The sequence below is a fragment of the Streptomyces sp. PA03-3a genome, from assembly GCF_033792735.1.
In the GTDB taxonomy this organism is placed as follows: domain Bacteria; phylum Actinomycetota; class Actinomycetes; order Streptomycetales; family Streptomycetaceae; genus Actinacidiphila.
On record NZ_JARAVM010000036.1, the window covers coordinates 28,760 to 46,406 of the forward strand.

At 69.7% G+C, this 17,647-nt stretch carries 12 protein-coding genes; 8 read left to right on the forward strand and 4 right to left on the reverse strand.

What is annotated here, in order from left to right; all coding sequences use genetic code 11:
- Positions 1–39: 39 nt before the first annotated feature.
- A complete protein-coding gene (locus PV342_RS32900; RefSeq protein ID WP_386994167.1) occupies positions 40–2,658 on the forward strand; it encodes a SpoIIE family protein phosphatase in 2,619 nt (872 codons plus the stop codon).
- Positions 2,659–2,703: 45 nt separating this feature from the next.
- Here the strand turns inward: PV342_RS32900 and PV342_RS32905 are convergent, their stop codons facing one another.
- From PV342_RS32905 to PV342_RS32920, 4 genes are read right to left on the reverse strand one after another with little or no spacing between them, the layout of a single operon-like run.
- The gene (locus PV342_RS32905; protein ID WP_400798737.1) at positions 2,704–3,471 is read right to left on the reverse strand and encodes a succinate dehydrogenase/fumarate reductase iron-sulfur subunit; all 768 of its coding nucleotides are present in this window, start codon (positions 3,469–3,471) and stop codon (positions 2,704–2,706) included.
- Positions 3,468–5,423 (reverse strand): fumarate reductase/succinate dehydrogenase flavoprotein subunit, encoded by a 1,956-nt coding sequence (locus PV342_RS32910; protein ID WP_386994163.1) that lies wholly within the window; start codon positions 5,421–5,423, stop codon positions 3,468–3,470. The genes PV342_RS32905 and PV342_RS32910 overlap by 4 nt, the downstream gene beginning before the upstream one ends.
- Positions 5,423–6,268, reverse strand: a complete 846-nt coding sequence (gene sdhC / locus PV342_RS32915; protein ID WP_500319885.1) for a succinate dehydrogenase subunit SdhC — start codon at positions 6,266–6,268, stop codon at positions 5,423–5,425. The genes PV342_RS32910 and sdhC overlap by 1 nt, the downstream gene beginning before the upstream one ends.
- A gap of 10 nt (positions 6,269–6,278) precedes the next feature.
- Positions 6,279–6,572 carry an Rv0250c family protein gene (locus tag PV342_RS32920; RefSeq protein ID WP_018561431.1) on the reverse strand — a complete coding sequence of 98 codons (294 nt, stop codon included), beginning with the start codon at positions 6,570–6,572 and terminating at the stop codon, positions 6,279–6,281.
- Positions 6,573–6,923: 351 nt separating this feature from the next.
- On the opposite strand from PV342_RS32920, the gene PV342_RS32925 reads away from it, so the two are divergent.
- From PV342_RS32925 to PV342_RS32955, 7 genes are all read left to right on the forward strand, one after another.
- The gene (locus PV342_RS32925; protein ID WP_500319886.1) at positions 6,924–8,687 is read left to right on the forward strand and encodes an ABC transporter family substrate-binding protein; all 1,764 of its coding nucleotides are present in this window, start codon (positions 6,924–6,926) and stop codon (positions 8,685–8,687) included.
- A gap of 365 nt (positions 8,688–9,052) precedes the next feature.
- The gene (gene typA / locus PV342_RS32930; protein WP_018561433.1) at positions 9,053–10,948 is read left to right on the forward strand and encodes a translational GTPase TypA; all 1,896 of its coding nucleotides are present in this window, start codon (positions 9,053–9,055) and stop codon (positions 10,946–10,948) included.
- A 708-nt stretch (positions 10,949–11,656) separates the two neighbouring features.
- On the forward strand, positions 11,657–13,291 hold the full coding sequence (locus PV342_RS32935) for a peptide ABC transporter substrate-binding protein (RefSeq protein WP_400798729.1): 1,635 nt from the start codon (positions 11,657–11,659) through the stop codon (positions 13,289–13,291).
- A 154-nt stretch (positions 13,292–13,445) separates the two neighbouring features.
- A complete protein-coding gene (locus PV342_RS32940) occupies positions 13,446–14,378 on the forward strand; it encodes an ABC transporter permease (RefSeq protein ID WP_400798726.1) in 933 nt (310 codons plus the stop codon).
- Positions 14,371–15,333, forward strand: a complete 963-nt coding sequence (locus PV342_RS32945; protein ID WP_500319889.1) for an ABC transporter permease — start codon at positions 14,371–14,373, stop codon at positions 15,331–15,333. The genes PV342_RS32940 and PV342_RS32945 overlap by 8 nt, the downstream gene beginning before the upstream one ends.
- Positions 15,334–15,344: 11 nt before the next feature.
- Entirely contained in the window at positions 15,345–16,400 is a 1,056-nt protein-coding gene (locus PV342_RS32950) for an ABC transporter ATP-binding protein (protein ID WP_400798720.1), read from the forward strand.
- Positions 16,393–17,505, forward strand: coding sequence for an ABC transporter ATP-binding protein (locus PV342_RS32955; RefSeq protein WP_018561438.1), 1,113 nt, complete (start codon positions 16,393–16,395; stop codon positions 17,503–17,505). The genes PV342_RS32950 and PV342_RS32955 overlap by 8 nt, the downstream gene beginning before the upstream one ends.
- Positions 17,506–17,647: the final 142 nt, after the last annotated feature.

The window sequence follows — 17,647 nt, forward strand, 5'->3', positions numbered from 1 at the left end:
ACGGGGGTAATGCTGAATACTCGGCACCAGCCGGTCCGTATGTGTGAGCTGGAGGGGTCGGGCGTGAGCGATGAGCCGTCGGGGGTTGTTGGGCCCCGGAACGCTGAGGCCGTGACACAGAGCGCCTGGCAGTCCAGTCCGCCCGGCTCCCTCTACGACTACATCCGGGTGGCCTCGTTCTCCCTCGGCCCCGACGGGCGGATCGAGCAGTGGAGCGAGCGCGCCGAGGAGTTCTTCGGCGTATCCGCGTCCGAGGCGCTCGGCCAGGACCCCATCACCGCCTTCGTCCCCGAGGACCAGCGCACCCGGGCGCACGAGCGGGTCGCGGAGATCCTCGACGGGCGCGAGTGGATCGGCACCGTGCCGTACCGCGACAAGGCCGGCCAGGAAGGCCTGGCCGAGGTCTACGTCATGCCCTCGCGGAGCGAGACGGGCCGGCGCGGGGCACTCTGCATCGCCGTGGACGTCCGCGTGCTGCGCCAGATCGAGACCGATCTCGCCTCCTCGCAGGCGGTGTTCGGCCAGTCGCCGATGGGCTTCATCCTCTTCGACACCAACCTCAAGCTGCTCCGCGTCAACCAGCGCTTCTCCACCGTCTTCGGCCGCAGCCCCGGCGACCACCGCGGCCGCACCCCGCACGACTTCCTCTCCCGCGTCGAGGCCGACCGGCTCACTGCCGCCCTCAAGCAGGTGCTGGACAGCGGCGACCCGGTCCTGGACATGACGATCGTCGGTACCGTCCCCTCGGGGTCCGGGACCAACAACCGCAGGCGCTGGGCGATCTCCCTGTACCGGCTGCACAGCGGCAGCGGACGGCCCATCGGCGTCGCCGGCGTCGCCCAGGACGTCACCGGACGCCAGCGCGCCGAGCGGGAGGCCGCGCACACCCGCCGCAACCTCGCCCTGCTCAACGAGGCCAGCCGGCGCATCGGCAGCTCCCTGGACCTGGAGACCACCGCCCGCGAGCTGCTCGACGTCGCCGTGCCGCACTTCTGCGACCTGGCCTCGGTCGACCTCTACCAGGCGCTCCTGGTCGGCGAGGAGGGCCCGGTCGGCACCGCCGACGGCAGCGGCGAGGTCCGCCGGGTCGCCTTCGCCAGCGCCGTCTCCGACGCGCCCGTCACCCCCCTGGACGGCGGCCACGCGGGCGGCCCGGTCTCGGTGGGCGCCGTCCACCGCTACCCCTTCAACTCGCCCTGGGCGGGCGCCCTGCGCACCGCCCAGACCCAGGTCATAGGCGCCGACGGCGGCGACGGGGAGGTGGAGCTCGGCGAACTCGGCGGTGGCCTGGTGCAGTCCACCCTCGCGGTGCCCGTCGTCGCCCGCGACACCGTGCTGGGCCTGGTCCAGTTCGCCCGCGCCAAGGGCAGTGAGCCCTTCTCCGAGCGCGACCGTATGCTCGCCGAGGAACTCGCCGCGCGCGCCGCCGTCTTCATCGACAACGCCCGGCTGTACCGGCGCGAGCACGAACGCGCCCTCATCCTGCAGCGCAGTCTGCTCCCGCCCGGCAACCCCGAGGCCGCCGGACTCGACATCGCCTGCCGCTATCTGCCCGGCAACATGGAGACCGAGGTCGGCGGCGACTGGTTCGACGTGATCGAACTCCCCGGCCACCGCACCGCGCTCGTCGTCGGCGACGTCATGGGCCGCGGTCTGCGCGCCGCCGTCGCGATGGGCGAACTGCGCACCGCCGTACGCACCCTGGCGCTGCTGGACATCGAACCCGCGGACGTGCTCTCCGCCCTCGACGAGGTCGCCCGCGGGCTCGGCGGCAGCGGCGACGGCCGCAGCAGCCGGCGCGGCAAGGGGGGCGACACCTCGGACCTGTCCGAGGTCTACCTCGCCACCTGCGTCTACGCCGTCTACGACGCCATCACCCGCCGGGTCACCATCGCCAACGCCGGCCACCTGCCGCCGGTCCTCGTCGAACCCGGCGAGCAGGCCATGATGCTGGAGGTGCCCACCGGCATGCCGCTGGGCGTCGGCGGAGAGCCCTTCGAGGAGGTCGAGGTCGACCTGCCGGACGGCGCCCTCCTCGCCCTCTACACCGACGGCCTCGTCGAGTCCCGCAACCACCCGCTCGACGAGGGCCTGCGCGCCTTCCGCGCCGCGCTCGACGAACCCCAGCGCCCGCTGGAGGACGTCTGCGACCACATACTCGCCCGGCTCGACACCGCCCACGGCGAGGACGACATCGCCCTGCTCATGGCCCGCGTCCACGGCCTGCCCGCCGACTCCGTCGGGGACTGGACGCTGGAGCCCAACCCCCGATCCGTGGCCCGCGCCCGCGAGCTCGCCCGCGACTGCCTGGTGTCCTGGGACCTGGGCGCGCTGGTCGACACCACCGAACTGCTCGTCAGCGAACTGGTCACCAACGCGCTGCGGCACGGCCAGGGCGACATCCGGCTGCGCCTGCTGCGCGACCGTACGCTGGTCTGCGAGGTATGGGACGACGCCCTCGCCCAGCCGCGCCGCCGAAGGGCCCGCGCCACCGACGAGGGCGGCCGCGGACTGCAACTGGTCTCCCTGCTCAGCACCCGCTGGGGCTCCCGCCGCACCCACCGCGGCAAGACCGTCTGGTTCGAGCTGGACCTGCCCTCGGACGGCGGGGGCAGCACGGGCGAGGACACGATAGAGGCGCTGCTCAGCCTCTTCTGAGGCCTCTTTCGAGCAGCGCCTCCACCACGCGGGAGAACCGGCGGCTCAGGTCCTGCGGCGGATCTTGTCGCCGAGCCAGACCAGCGGGTCGTACTTGCGGTCCACCGCGCGCTCCTTCAGCGGGATGAGCGCATTGTCGGTGATCTTGATGTGCTCGGGGCAGACCTCGGTACAGCACTTGGTGATGTTGCAGTAGCCGAGCCCGTGCTCGTCCTGGGCCGACCGCTTGCGGTCCAGGCCCCGCTCCTGCGCAGCGTCCAGCGGGTGCATGTCCAGCTCCGCCACCCGCATCAGGAAGCGCGGACCCGCGAACGCCTTCTTGTTCTCCTCGTGGTCACGGACCACATGGCAGGTGTCCTGGCACAGGAAGCACTCGATGCATTTGCGGAACTCCTGCGAGCGCTCCACGTCCTCCTGCAGCATCCGGTACTCACCCGGCGCCACGCCCTCGGGCGGGACGAAGGACGGCACCTCCCGCGCCTTGTCGTAGTTGAAGGACACGTCCGTCACCAGGTCCCGCACCACGGGGAAGGTCCGCATCGGCGTGACCGTGATGGTCTCGTCCCGGCCGAACACCGACATGCGGGTCATGCACATCAGCCGCGGCCTGCCGTTGACCTCCGCGCTGCACGAGCCGCACTTGCCGGCCTTGCAGTTCCAGCGCACCGCCAGGTCGCCCGCCTGGGTGGCCTGCAGTCGGTGGATGATGTCGAGGACCACCTCGCCGTCGTGGACCTCGACCCGGTAGTCCCGCAGCCCGCCGCCGTCCGCGTCGCCGCGCCAGACCCTGAAGTGCGCCGTGTACGTGCTCACCGGTCCAGCTCCTCGTCCGTCAGGTACTTGAGCAACTCGTCCTTCTCGAAAAGCGCGAGCAGGTCGGGCCGGATCGGGTCCATCTCGCGCCGCCCGACCGACACCTCGCCGAACGCGTCGGCCGGATCGGAGAGTTCGCAGACCAGGTTGAGCTTGCGCCAACGGCGGTCCATCTCCGGGTGGTCGTCCCGGGTGTGACCGCCCCGCGACTCCGTGCGCTCCAGCGCCGCCCGGGCCACGCACTCGCTCACCAGCAGCATGTTCCGCAGGTCGATGGCGAGGTGCCAGCCCGGGTTGAACTGCCGGTGCCCCTCGACGCCGGCCCGCCTGGCCCGCACCCGCAGCGCGTCCAGCCGGGTCAGCGCCTCCTCCATCTCGCCCTGCCGGCGGATGATGCCGACCAGGTCGTTCATCGTCTGCTGCAGCTCCTGGTGGAGCGTGTACGGGTTCTCCGGGACGCCGTCCGGCACGGCCCCGGCCTCCGCGCTGAACGGCCGCAGCGCCTCGGCGGCGGCGGCGTCGACCTGCCACTCCACGACGGCCGGACGCGCGCCGGCGAGCCCGGCCGCGTACTCGGCCGCGTGCAGGCCCGCCCGGCGCCCGAAGACCAGCAGGTCGGACAACGAGTTGCCGCCCAGCCGGTTGGAGCCGTGCATGCCGCCGGCCACCTCGCCCGCGGCGAACAGCCCCGGCACCCCGGTCGCCGCCGCCGTGTCCGGGTCGACGTCCACACCGCCCATCACGTAGTGGCAGGTGGGGCCGACCTCCATGGCCTCGGCGGTGATGTCGACGTCCGCCAGCTCCTTGAACTGGTGGTGCATCGACGGCAGTTTGCGCCGGATGACCTCGGCGGACAGCCGGGTCGACACATCCAGGAACACCCCGCCGTGCGGGGAGCCACGCCCGGCCTTGACCTCGGAGTTGATCGCGCGGGCCACCTCGTCCCGGGGGAGCAGCTCGGGCGGCCGGCGGTTGTTGTCCGGGTCCTCGTACCAGCGGTCGCCCTCCTCCTCGCTCTGCGCGTACTTCTCCTTGAAGACGTCCGGGACGTAGTCGAACATGAACCGCTTGCCCTCGGAGTTGCGCAGCACCCCGCCGTCGCCGCGGACCGACTCGGTGACGAGGATGCCCTTCACCGACGGCGGCCAGACCATACCCGTCGGGTGGAACTGCACGAACTCCATGTTGATCAGCGGGGCCCCGGCCAGCAGCGCCAGCGCGTGCCCGTCGCCGGTGTACTCCCAGGAGTTCGACGTCACCTTGAAGGACTTGCCGATGCCGCCGGTCGCCAGCACCACGGCGGGCGCCTCGATGACGAAGAAGCGGCCCGACTCCCGGACGTAGCCGAAGACGCCGGAGACCTTCCCCCCGCGCCCCCCGCCGGGGGACTCCTCCGTCCCGCTTCCCTCGTCCTCCTTGAGCACCCGGGTGACCGTGCACTCCTGGAAGACCTTCAGCCGTGCCTCGTAGTCCCCGTGCTCGCGGTGGTCCTCCTGCTGCAGCGAGACGATCTTCTGCTGGAGGGTGCGGATCAGCTCCAGGCCGGTGCGGTCGCCGACGTGCGCCAGGCGCGGGTACTCGTGGCCGCCGAAGTTGCGCTGGGAGATCCTCCCGTCCTTCGTGCGGTCGAAGAGCGCGCCCCAGGTCTCCAGCTCCCACACCCGGTCCGGCGCCTCACGGGCGTGCAGCTCCGCCATCCGCCACTGGTTGAGGAACTTCCCGCCGCGCATCGTGTCGCGGAAGTGGACCTGCCAGTTGTCGTGCGGATTGACGTTGGCCATGCTCGCGGCGATGCCGCCCTCGGCCATCACGGTGTGCGCCTTGCCGAAGAGCGACTTGCAGATCACGGCGGTACGCATGCCCTGCTCGCGCGCCTCGATGGCGGCGCGCAGCCCCGCCCCGCCCGCGCCGACCACGACGACGTCGTACGCGTGCCGTTCGACTTGTGCCATCAGAAGAACCTCGGATCGTCGAACGCCCCACTGGCGACCAGGTAGACATAGAGATCGGCGAGCGCCACGCTCACCAGCGACAGCCAGGCCAGCAGCATGTGGCGGGAGTTGAGCTTCCCCACCCAGGTCCACATGCGATACCGCACCGGGTGCTTGGAGAAGTGCCGCAGACGGCCGCCGACGATGTGCCGGCAGGAGTGGCACGAGAAGGTGTACGCCCAGATCAGGACGATGTTCACCAGCAGCACCAGGGTGCCCAGGCCCATGTGGCCCCACGCCCCGCGCTCGTCCCGGAAGGCGAGCACGACGTCGTAGGACAGGATCACGGCGACCGGGATGGCGAAGTAAAAGAAGTACCGGTGGATGTTCTGCAGGATCAGCGGGAACCGCGTCTCACCGGTGTACTTCTCGTGCGGCTCGGCCACCGCGCAGGCGGGCGGCGAGGCCCAGAAGCCGCGGTAGTACGCCTTGCGGTAGTAGTAGCAGGTCAGGCGGAAGCCCAGCGGGAAGATCAGCACCAGCAGGGCCGGGGACAGCCCCCACCACTCGCCGAAGAGCGGCCAGCGGGCGCCGAGGGGCATGTCCACGCAGTTCGAGCCCAGGCAGGGCGAGTAGAACGGCGAGACGTACGGCTCGGCGTAGTAGTGCGCGTTCGCGAAGGCCCGCCAGGTCGAGTAGACGACGAAGGCGCTCAGGCCGAGCGCGGTCAGCAGGGGCTGCAGCCACCAGCGGTCGGTGCGCAGATGTCGTGCCGCAATGGCCGCGCGCCCGGCGGAAAGGACGCCGTGGCGCGCGGGTGGAGCGGGTGGAGTCGGTGGAGCGGGGGGTTGTGTGTCGGTGGCCAAGGACTACTCCCTAGGGCGCTCGGCGGTCCGGCGCCCCCAGCCCTTCGTCTTCCGCGCCGGACCAGAGACTGGGGTCGTACGGCGTATCCGGGATCGTCACCATCTCCTGCCGCGGCTTCTGCCCGGCCGGGGTGGTGCCGACGCTGTCGCGCAGCAGCGCGAGATCGTCGCTGAGGTGCTTGGTGTCGGCACGCACACGCCTCATGTCCAGGCTGTCGCCGACGTGCTGCTCCAGCTTGGACACGGCCCGGCCCAGTTCATCCAGCCGGCGCTGTACCGAAGCAAGTTCGTCCTGCAGGGACATGGCTGTCCTCACCTCCGCCACGTTGCGGGTGCACGACGCTGGCGCCAAGCGAGTGTCGCGCGTCACAGTCGCGCTTGGGAAGAGATCTGCAGGGATTCTCCCACCTACGGGTGGCGCGCGCCCGGTGCGAACGCGCCGCGGCGCGCGATTCCCCCGAAGGCCGCGCACCCGTGCGGGGCGCTCTGCGGTGCTCGGGCGCGTGAGCCCGCGAAGGGCGTTGCGCCGGGCGGGTGGGAGGGCGGGGGCACGCGACGTGTCGAGGGCGTGCGGATCGCGAAATGGCTTTCAGTAGGTGCGATAAGCGGCAAATAGACCGCCCGTGATCATGGCCCCTCGCGGAGGTACGCACGCATGGCCCGCAGCGCCACCTTGATCCGCTCCGCGACCGCCGTGGCACTCGCCGCCGTGGTCGCCGCCTCCGCCGGGTGCACGGCCGGCAAGGACGACCCCCTCGCAGGGACCGACCTCGCCTCGGCGCCCCGGGACGGGGTACGCGACGGAGGCACCCTGCGCTGGGCCGTGGACGCGGCCCCCGGCACCCTGAACGCGTTCCAGGCCGGGGCGAACGAGACCACCTCCCTGGTCGCCGGGGCCACCCTGCCGGCCGCCTTCCGGCTGGACGGCCAGGGCCGCCCGCAGCTGGACACCGACCTGCTGCGGTCGGCGAAGGTGGTGCGCACCGAGCCGCAGCAGGTCGTGTCGTACCAACTGAACCCCAAGGCGGTCTGGAGTGACGGCCGCGCGATCGGCGCCGCCGACTTCACCGCCCAGTGGAAGGCGCTGCGCGGCGCCGACGACGCGTACTGGACCGCGCGCAACGCCGGGTACGACCGGATCTCCTCGGTCACGGCCGGCAAGGACGCGCACGAGGTGAAGGTCACCTTCAAGAAGCGGTACGCGGACTGGCAGTCGCTGTTCACCCCGCTCTACCCCAAGACCGTCACCGGCACCGCCAAGGCATTCAACGAGGGGGCGCGCCGCGCGCTGAAGGTGTCCGGCGGCCCCTTCTCCGTGCGCAGCGCGAGCGACAAGTCCGTCACGCTGGTCCGCAACACCAAGTGGTGGGGCGACCGCGCCAAGCTGTCGCAGCTGGTCCTCACCGCCACGCCCGCGCACCGGCGGGCCGCCGACCTGGCCTCCGGCGCGCTGGACGTGGCGGAGGTCGACCGCGACGTGAGCGGCAAGAACGTGGCGGTCTACCGGACGCGCGCCGCCTCCTACACACAGCTCGCGCTCAACGGCTCCACCGGGCCGCTCGCCGACGAGGAGGTGCGGCACGCCGTGGCCCGCGCGGTGGACCGGCGGGCCATCGCCAAGGCGGTGCTGGGGCCGCTCGGTCTGCCCGACGAGCCGCTCGGCAACCATCTGCTGCTGCTCACCCAGTCCGGGTACGCCGACCACAGCTCCGCTCTGGGCACCTCCGACACCAAGGCCGCGCGCGCCATGCTCGCCGCCGCGGGCTGGCAGCGCACCGCCCTGGACCCCGGTTCCGGGGCAGCGGCCGGCAGCGGCGCCGGGGCCGCGGAGCGCAACCAGGCGGCGCCCGCGCACAAGGTCGAGGTCAGTGTCGTCGAACCGGCCAAGACGGTGCTGCGCAAGGACGGCAAGGCGCTGACCCTGCGCTTCGTCCTTCCCAAGTCCTCGGCGACCCTCAATGCGGTCGGCGACCGGATCGCCACCATGCTCTCGGGCATCGGCGTCCGCACCGAGCTGCAGCGGGTCGCCGACGACAGCTTCTTCCGCGACCACGTCGCTGCCGGTGACTTCGACCTCGCCCTCTACGGCTGGCCCGGCACCCCCTTCCCGGCGACCGACACCCGCCCGATCTTCGCCAAGCCCGAGCCCGCGCCGGACGGCTCCCTGGTCGTCGAGCAGAACTACCCCCGGGTCGGCACCGACCTCATCAACCAGCTCTTCGACCAGGCCGCCGGCGAGCTCGACCCGGCCAAGGCCCGCGACTACGCCGCCCGCGCCGACGCCCGCATCTGGTCGGCCGCCGGCTCCATCCCCCTCTACCAGCGCCCCGAGCTGGTGGCGCTGCGCAACGACGTCCTCAACGCGGGCGCCTTCGGCTTCGCGACGCCGCGCTTCCAGGACATCGGCTTCAGGAAGTGAGCGGAGCGCCGTGGGGCGCGGCACAGGGCCGGGGCCGTGACGACGACGTCACGGCCCCGGCCCTGTGCCGCGCCCCACGCCTGTGACCTCCGTCATGGGCGTCATGGCCGGGACCGGCCCGGGACGATCCGTGCGGTGGACGGACGCGGACGCCGTCGAGCGGACGGGCCGACGGCCACTGGCCCTCCACGCCCGGGCGAGGGCCTCACGGACCGTGGCCGGAAGCCGGACGATCATGCCCGGGCAGTCCTTGCCGCGCGGGCCCCGTACCATGGGGTGAGGCCGCGGCTTGACTCGCCCGGCGGGCTAGGTGTGCCGACGAGGGCACGCCGCCCCACCTACCTACCCGGGAGAAGCGCCCCAGTATGCCCACGCGTAACGACATTCGTAATGTCGCCATCGTCGCCCACGTCGACCACGGCAAGACGACGCTGGTGGACGCCATGCTCAAGCAGGCCGGAGCCTTCGCCGCGCACCAGCATCTGGACGACCGGATGATGGACTCCAACGACCTGGAGCGCGAGAAGGGCATCACCATTCTCGCGAAGAACACGGCCGTGAAGTACCACCCCAAGGGTGGCGGCGAACCCATCACGATCAACATCATCGACACCCCCGGCCACGCCGACTTCGGCGGCGAGGTCGAGCGCGGCCTGTCGATGGTCGACGCGGTCGTGCTGCTGGTGGACGCCTCCGAGGGCCCGCTGCCGCAGACCCGCTTCGTGCTGCGCAAGGCGCTGTCCGCGAAGCTGCCCGTCATCCTCTGCATCAACAAGACCGACCGCCCGGACTCCCGGATCGACGAGGTCGTCAACGAGACGTACGACCTGTTCCTGGACCTGGACGCGGACGAGGACCAGATCGAGTTCCCGATCGTCTACGCCTGCGCGCGTGACGGCGTGGCCTCGCTGACCAAGCCGGAGAACGGCACCGTCCCGGCCGACAGCGACAGCCTGGAGCCGTTCTTCTCCACGCTGCTGGAGCACGTCCCGGCCCCGGTGTACGACGAGGCCGCCCCGCTGCAGGCGCACGTCACCAACCTGGACGCCGACAACTTCCTGGGCCGTATCGCGCTGCTCCGCGTCGAGCAGGGCGAGCTCAAGAAGGGCCAGACCGTCGCGTGGATCAAGCGCGACGGCTCGATCGCGAACGTCCGCATCACCGAGCTGATGATGACCGAGGCGCTCACCCGCAAGCCCGCCGAGAAGGCCGGCCCGGGCGACATCTGCGCGGTGGCCGGTATCGCCGACATCACCATCGGCGAGACGCTGGCGGACCCGGAGAACCCGATCGCGCTGCCGCTGATCACGGTGGACGAGCCGGCGATCTCCATGACCATCGGCGCGAACACCTCGCCGCTGGTCGGCCGGGGCCCCGGCGGCAAGGGCGCCGACAAGTCGGCGGTCAAGGACCGCAAGGTCACCGCCCGCCTGGTCAAGGACCGTCTGGAGCGCGAGCTGATCGGTAACGTCAGCCTCCGCGTGCTGCCGACCGAGCGCCCCGACACCTGGGAGGTGCAGGGCCGCGGTGAGCTGGCGCTGGCCATCCTGGTGGAGACCATGCGCCGGGAGGGCTTCGAGCTGACCGTCGGCAAGCCGCAGGTGGTCACCCGCGAGGTCGACGGCAAGGTCCACGAGCCGGTCGAGCGCATCACGATCGACGTGCCCGAGGAGCACATGGGCGCCGTGACGCAGCTCATGGGCACCCGAAAGGGCCGGATGGACAACATGTCCAACCACGGCTCCGGCTGGGTCCGCATGGAGTTCGTCGTGCCCTCCCGCGGTCTGATCGGCTTCCGCACCGAGTTCCTGACCGGCACCCGCGGCACGGGCATCGCCCACTCCATCCACGAGGGCCACGAGCCGTGGTTCGGCCCCCTGGTGACCCGCAACAACGGCTCCCTGGTCGCCGACCGCGCCGGTGCCGTCACCGCCTTCGCGATGACGAACCTGCAGGAGCGCGGCGTGCTCTTCACCGAGCCGGGCACCGAGGTGTACGAGGGCATGATCGTCGGCGAGAACTCCCGCGCCGACGACATGGACGTCAACATCACCAAGGAGAAGAAGCTCACGAACATGCGGTCCTCGTCGGCCGACTCGTTCGAGGCGATCGTCCCGCCGCGCAAGCTCTCCCTGGAGCAGTCGCTGGAGTTCTGCCGCGACGACGAGTGCGTCGAGGTGACCCCGGAGACCGTCCGTATCCGCAAGGTCGTCCTGGACCAGAAGGAGCGCGGCCGCACCGCGTCCCGCGCCAAGCGCTGAGGCGGTCCCGGTCCGCGCCCGGCCGGGCGCGGACCGGGCTCCCGGCGGTGGAGACACCGGCCCGGCCGTCCCCGGTCCCACGGGGGCGGCCGGGCCGCTTCACGGCCGCTCACGGTCAGTGGTGACGGATGTACGACATGGCGGCACATCTGTGGTGATTCCGGAGCGGCCGGAGCGCCGATCTCCGTGAAGCCGGTCACATCGGGGGCCCTTTCCGGGGTCCGATGTGACCGAACTCACCGGCGCGGCGCGCGCTGCGCGAGGCGCGGCCGCCAGGGTGCCGATGTGTCGCGGTTGCGCCAGTGGCGTGGGCGCGACAGCTCGTTCCCTGTCGGCCCGTCAGGCACGTACATTCGCGTGGAATCTACGCGCTTTGAGGGCAACCGGATTTCAGTCCGGCGACGTCCGGATACCGGACGGCGTTCACCGGTACTTGTGTTACAAGTCCGTTTCGTCGGTGTCTGTCTACAATCCAAATGTCCGAATTGCGGGATTGTTTTGGACCGGTTGTGACCAAAACGAGATCGTAAGTGTGTGGTTCGTAGGCCCAACGTGACCGATAGTTGGAGCCGTTGAGCTCGGGTCAATGGGTCCAAGCGCTTATGGGGAGCGCCGACTCACGAGCACAGGTGACCGGAATCACTGTCAGGGGTGTCAGTGAGGCCGGCCCTTTCACGTAAGAACAGTGACTCCTGAGGAGGCAAACCCATGCGCGGTGCCAAGAGCGCCACTTGGGTCGCAGGTGCGATCATCGTCGCTATGGCTGCTACCGCTTGCGGTGGCGGCGGCGGCGACAAGGGCAGCAAGAACGACGCTGGCGGCGTCAACCCCAACGGCAAGTTCTCCGTCGAGGTCGGCGAGCCGCAGAACCCCCTGCAGCCTGCCAACACCATGGAGTCCAACGGCAGCATCGTCGTCCGCTCGCTGTTCTCGCAGCTCGTGGACTACGACCCCCAGGGCAAGATCGTCATGGTGAACGCCCAGTCGGTGGACACCAAGGACAACAAGACCTACACGGTCACCCTGAAGGACGGCTGGACCTTCCACGACGGCACCCCGGTGACCGCGGAGTCCTACGTCAAGGCGTGGAACTGGGCCGCCAACATCAACAACGCCCAGACCAACGCGTCGTGGTTCGCCGACATCAAGGGCTTCTCCGACGTCCACCCGGAGAAGGAGGGTGCGAAGCCGAAGGCCGACACCATGTCCGGCCTGAAGGTCGTCGACGACAAGACCTTCACGATCGAGCTCACCACCCCGATCCCGTACTTCGTGTACAAGCTCGGCTACGAGGTGTTCTCGCCGCTGCCGGAGTCCTTCTACAAGGACCCGAAGGCCGCGGGCGAGAACCCGGTCGGCAACGGCCCGTACCAGTTCGTCAAGTGGGACCACAAGAAGCAGATCGAGGTCAAGCGCTTCGACGGCTACAAGGGCCCGGACAAGGCGAAGAACGGCGGTGTGATCTTCAAGAACTACACCGGCCTCGAGGCTGCGTACGAGGACCTGAAGTCCGGCAACGTCGACGTCCTGCGTCAGATCGCGCCGAAGGACCTCCCGGTCTACCGCGACGACCTCGGCGACCGCGCCGTGGACCAGGCGTACTCCGCCATCCAGTCCATCGTCCCGGCCTTCTACTCCAAGCAGTGGAAGAACGTCGACCCCAAGGTCATCCAGGGTCTGTCGATGGCGATCGACCGCGACACCATCACCAAGACCGTTCTCCAGGGCACCCGTGAGCCCGCCACCGGCTTCGTCGCCAAGGGCGTTCTCGGCTACCAGGACAACGTGGGCGGCGACGTCTTCAAGTACGACCCCGCGAAGGCCAAGGAGCTCATCAAGGCCGGTGGCGGCGTCCCCGGCAACAAGATCTCCATCCAGTACAACGCCGACGGTGGCCACAAGGAGTGGGTGGAGGCCGTCTGCAACAGCATCACCAACGCGACCGGCATCAAGTGCGCCGGCGACTCCAAGGCCGACTTCCAGAGCGACCTGGACGCCCGCGAGGCCCACGAGGTCAAGTCGATCTACCGCAGTGGCTGGGTGCTCGACTACCCCGTGAACGCCAACTTCATCCGTGACCTGTACGGCACCACCTCGGCGGGCAACCAGTCCGGCTTCTCCAACAAGGAGCTGGACGCGCTGATCAAGAAGGCCGACACCGCGCCCTCGCTCGAGGACTCGGTCAAGGACTACCAGGACGCCGAGAAGAAGATGGTCGAGCTCATGCCCGCCATCCCGCTCTGGTACTACAAGGTCAACGCCGGCTACTCGGAGAACGTCTCGAACGTCCAGTACGCCCAGAACGGTGACCCGATCCTGACCGGCGTCGAGGTCAAGAAGTAACCATCGCGTAGTGAGCACGCCGGCGCGGGGCTGACGGAGACGTCGGACGCGCAGGGTGCAGGCAACGGCTGGGGGGCCCTTCTCCCGTCTTCCCGAAGAGGAGGACGGGGGAAGGGCCCATCTCTGCTGCCATAGCGACTGACATGGAGGCACGATGGGGCGTTACGTCGCGCGGCGACTGCTCCAGATGATCCCGGTTTTCATCGGGACGACTCTGCTCATCTTTCTCATGGTCTACGCCCTTCCCGGCGACCCCGTACGGGCGCTCTTCGGTGACAAGGGCGCGGATCCGGCGACCGTGGCGCGGATCCGTCACGACCTTGGGCTCGACCAGCCGATCCTGAAGCAGTACTGGGATTACATGACGGGCATCATCCTGCACTTCGACTTCGGCAACCAGATCGCCAGCGGTCGGCCGGTGCGGGACGTGCTCGGCGAGGCCTTCCCGGTGACGATCCGGCTCGCCTCGCTCGCCTTCGCGATCGAACTGGTCGTGGGCATCGCCCTCGGTGTCTGGGCCGGCATGCGTGCGGGCAAGCTCGCCGACTCGATGGTGCTGATCTTCACCCTGCTGCTGATCTCGGTGCCGGTCTTCGTCCTCGGCTTCATCTTCAAGCTGGTCTTCGCCTTCCAGCTCGGATGGATGACACCGAACGTCCAGGACGACAGCAACTACAGCCAGCTGCTGATGCCGGCCATCGTGCTGGCCGCCCTCTCGCTGGCGTACGTGGCGCGTCTGACCCGTACCTCCATAGCCGAGAACCTGCGTGCCGACTACATGCGGACCGCCGTCGCCAAGGGCCTGCCCCGGCGCCGCGTGATCGGTGTGCACCTGATGCGCAACTCGATGATCCCCGTCGTCACCTTCCTCGGCACCGACATCGGCGCTCTGATGGGCGGCGCGGTCGTCACCGAGGGCCTGTTCAACATCCACGGTGTCGGCGGCACGATCTACGAGTCCATCCTGCGCCGTGAGGGGACGACACTGGTCGGCCTCGTCACCGTCCTCGTGCTGGTGTTCCTCTTCACCAGCCTGCTCGTCGACCTGCTCTACGCGGTCCTGGACCCGAGGATCCGTTATGCCTGACGTCACCAAGACCGCCGTCGAGAACGCGGACCCGATGGCCGCCACGGCCGCGGACGCCGCTGCCGCCACCGGGCCCGCGCCCCAGGCGGAGAAGGCGCGCAGCCTGTGGGGCGACGCCTGGCGGGACCTGCGCCGCAACCCCTACTTCGTGGTCTCCGGCATCCTGATCCTGCTCCTCCTGCTGATCGCGGTCTTCCCGGGCCTGTTCACCAGCGCCTCGCCGACCTACGCCGACCTGCGGAACCACTACCTGGGCAAGCCCGAGTACGGCAAGGTCTTCTCCGAGGGGTGGCTCGGTTACGACGGGCAGGGCCGCAGCGTCTTCGCCCGTGTGATCTACGGGACCCGGGCCTCGATCACGGTCGGCATCAGCGTGACCGTCCTGGTCACCGTGCTGGGCGGCTTTGTCGGCATGATCGCCGGCTACTTCGGCGGCTGGGTCGACACGATCCTGTCCCGGCTCACCGACATCTTCTTCGCGGTCCCCTTCCTGCTCGGCACGCTGGTCGTCCTGAACTCCTTCACGGACCGCACCGTCTGGGTGGTGTCGGGTGCCCTGGCCTTCCTCGGCTGGACGCAGATCGCCCGCGTCATGCGCGGTTCGGTGATCACGATCAAGCAGGCCGACTACGTGCACGCGGCCCAGGCTCTGGGTGCGAGCACGACTCGGATCCTGATGAAGCACATCCTTCCGAACGCCGTCGCCCCGGTGATCGTGGTCGCCACCATCGCTCTCGGCGGCTACATCTCGGCCGAGGCGACCCTGTCCTACCTCGGCCTCGGTCTGCCCACGTCCGTGGTCTCCTGGGGCCAGGACATCTCCGGTGGTGCCGCGCAGATCCGTACGGCTCAGCACATCATGCTGTACCCGTCGATCATGCTGAGCATCACGGTCCTGGCGTTCATCATGCTCGGCGATGCGGTCCGCAACGCCCTCGACCCCAAGCTGCGCTGAGGGAGGCGTACGTGACCATCATCGACAAGAACGCGGACGTGCCCGCGCCCCGTACCGGGGACGCCGCCGCTCCGCTGCTGGAAGTGCGCGACCTGCACGTGGAGTTCCACACGCGGGACGGCGTCGCCAAGGCCGTCAACGGCGTGAACTACACGGTGTCGGCCGGTGAGACCCTGGCGGTGCTGGGTGAGTCCGGCTCCGGCAAGTCCGTCACCGCGCAGGCGATCATGGGCATCCTCGACATGCCGCCCGGGAAGATCCCGCAGGGCGAGATCCTGTTCCAGGGCCGGGACATGCTCAAGATGTCCAACGAGGAGCGCCGGAAGATCCGCGGCCGCAAGATCGCGATGATCTTCCAGGACGCGCTGTCCTCGCTGAACCCGGTGCTCACCGTCGGCTACCAGCTGGGCGAGATGTTCCGGGTCCACCAGGGCCTGTCCAAGAAGGACGCGAAGGCCAAGGCCATCGAGATGATGGACCGGGTCCGCATCCCGGCGGCGAAGGAGCGGGTCAACGACTACCCGCACCAGTTCTCCGGCGGTATGCGCCAGCGCATCATGATCGCGATGGCGCTCGCCCTCGAGCCCGAGCTGATCATCGCCGACGAGCCGACCACCGCGCTCGACGTCACCGTGCAGGCGCAGGTCATGGACCTGCTCGCGGACCTGCAGCGCGAGTACAACATGGGCCTGATCCTCATCACCCACGACCTCGGCGTGGTCGCCGACGTCGCGGACAAGATCGCCGTGATGTACGCGGGCCGGATCGTCGAGACCGCGCCCGTGCACGAGATCTACAAGCGCCCGGCGCACCCGTACACCAAGGGCCTGCTGGAGTCGATCCCGCGCCTGGACCAGAAGGGCCAGGAGCTCTACGCGATCAAGGGCCTGCCCCCGAACCTGCTGCGCATCCCCACCGGCTGCGCCTTCAACCCGCGCTGCGAGATGGCGCAGGACATCTGCCGCACCGAGGTTCCCGCGCTGCACCGGGTGACCGAGCAGGACGGCAGCGAGCTGCCGGGCCGCGGCAGCGCGTGCCACTTCTGGAAGGAGACGATCCATGGCTGACGTCACCAAGAACGACGAGGCCGTCTCCGACGAGGTGGCGGCGGTGGAGGCCGCGATCGCCAAGCCGGTCGAGCGCGGCGAGCCGATCCTCCAGGTGCGCAACCTGGTCAAGCACTTCCCGCTGACCCAGGGCATCCTCTTCAAGAAGCAGATCGGCGCCGTCAAGGCGGTCGACGGGATCTCCTTCGACCTGTACCAGGGCGAGACCCTGGGCATCGTCGGCGAGTCCGGCTGCGGCAAGTCCACCGTCGCCAAGCTGCTGATGAACCTGGAGCGGGCCACCGCGGGCGAGGTCTTCTACAAGGGGCAGGACATCACCAAGCTGTCCCGCCGCGCCCTGAAGGCCGTGCGCCGGAACATCCAGATGGTCTTCCAGGACCCGTACACCTCGCTGAACCCGCGCATGACGGTCGGCGACATCATCGGCGAGACCTACGACATCCACCCCGAGGTGGCCCCGAAGGGCGACCGGCGCCGCAAGGTGCAGGAGCTGCTGGACGTCGTCGGCCTCAACCCGGAGTACATCAACCGGTACCCGCACCAGTTCTCCGGCGGTCAGCGGCAGCGCATCGGCATCGCCCGCGGCCTGGCGCTCAACCCGGAGATCATCATCTGCGACGAGCCGGTCTCGGCGCTGGACGTGTCGGTGCAGGCGCAGGTCATCAACCTGATGGAGAAGCTGCAGGACGAGTTCAACCTGTCCTACATCTTCATCGCGCACGACCTGTCGATCGTCCGCCACATCTCCGACCGCGTCGGCGTGATGTACCTGGGCAAGATGGCCGAGATCGGTACCGACACCGAGATCTACGACCACCCCACCCACCCGTACACCCAGGCGCTGCTGTCGGCCGTGCCGGTGCCGGACCCGGAGGCGCGCGAGCACCGCGAGCGCATCATCCTCACCGGTGACGTCCCGTCGCCGGCCAACCCGCCGTCCGGCTGCCGCTTCCGCACCCGCTGCTGGAAGGCCCAGGACCGGTGCGCCACCGAGGAGCCGCTGCTGGCCATCCCGCAGCGCTTCGCGGGTGACGACACCCCGGCCGCGCACGAGTCGGCGTGCCACTTCGCCGAGGAGAAGGACGTCGTCCACGCGGTGAACTGAGCACCACCCGCACCACCCATGAGGGGCGCCCGCGAGAACACCGCGCGGGCGCCCCTCGGGCGTTCGGCGCCCCTTCGCGGGAACGCGTCCGCCGCGTCACCGGGCGGTGACGGGGCGGACGCGGTGCCGGGAGCCGGTGCGG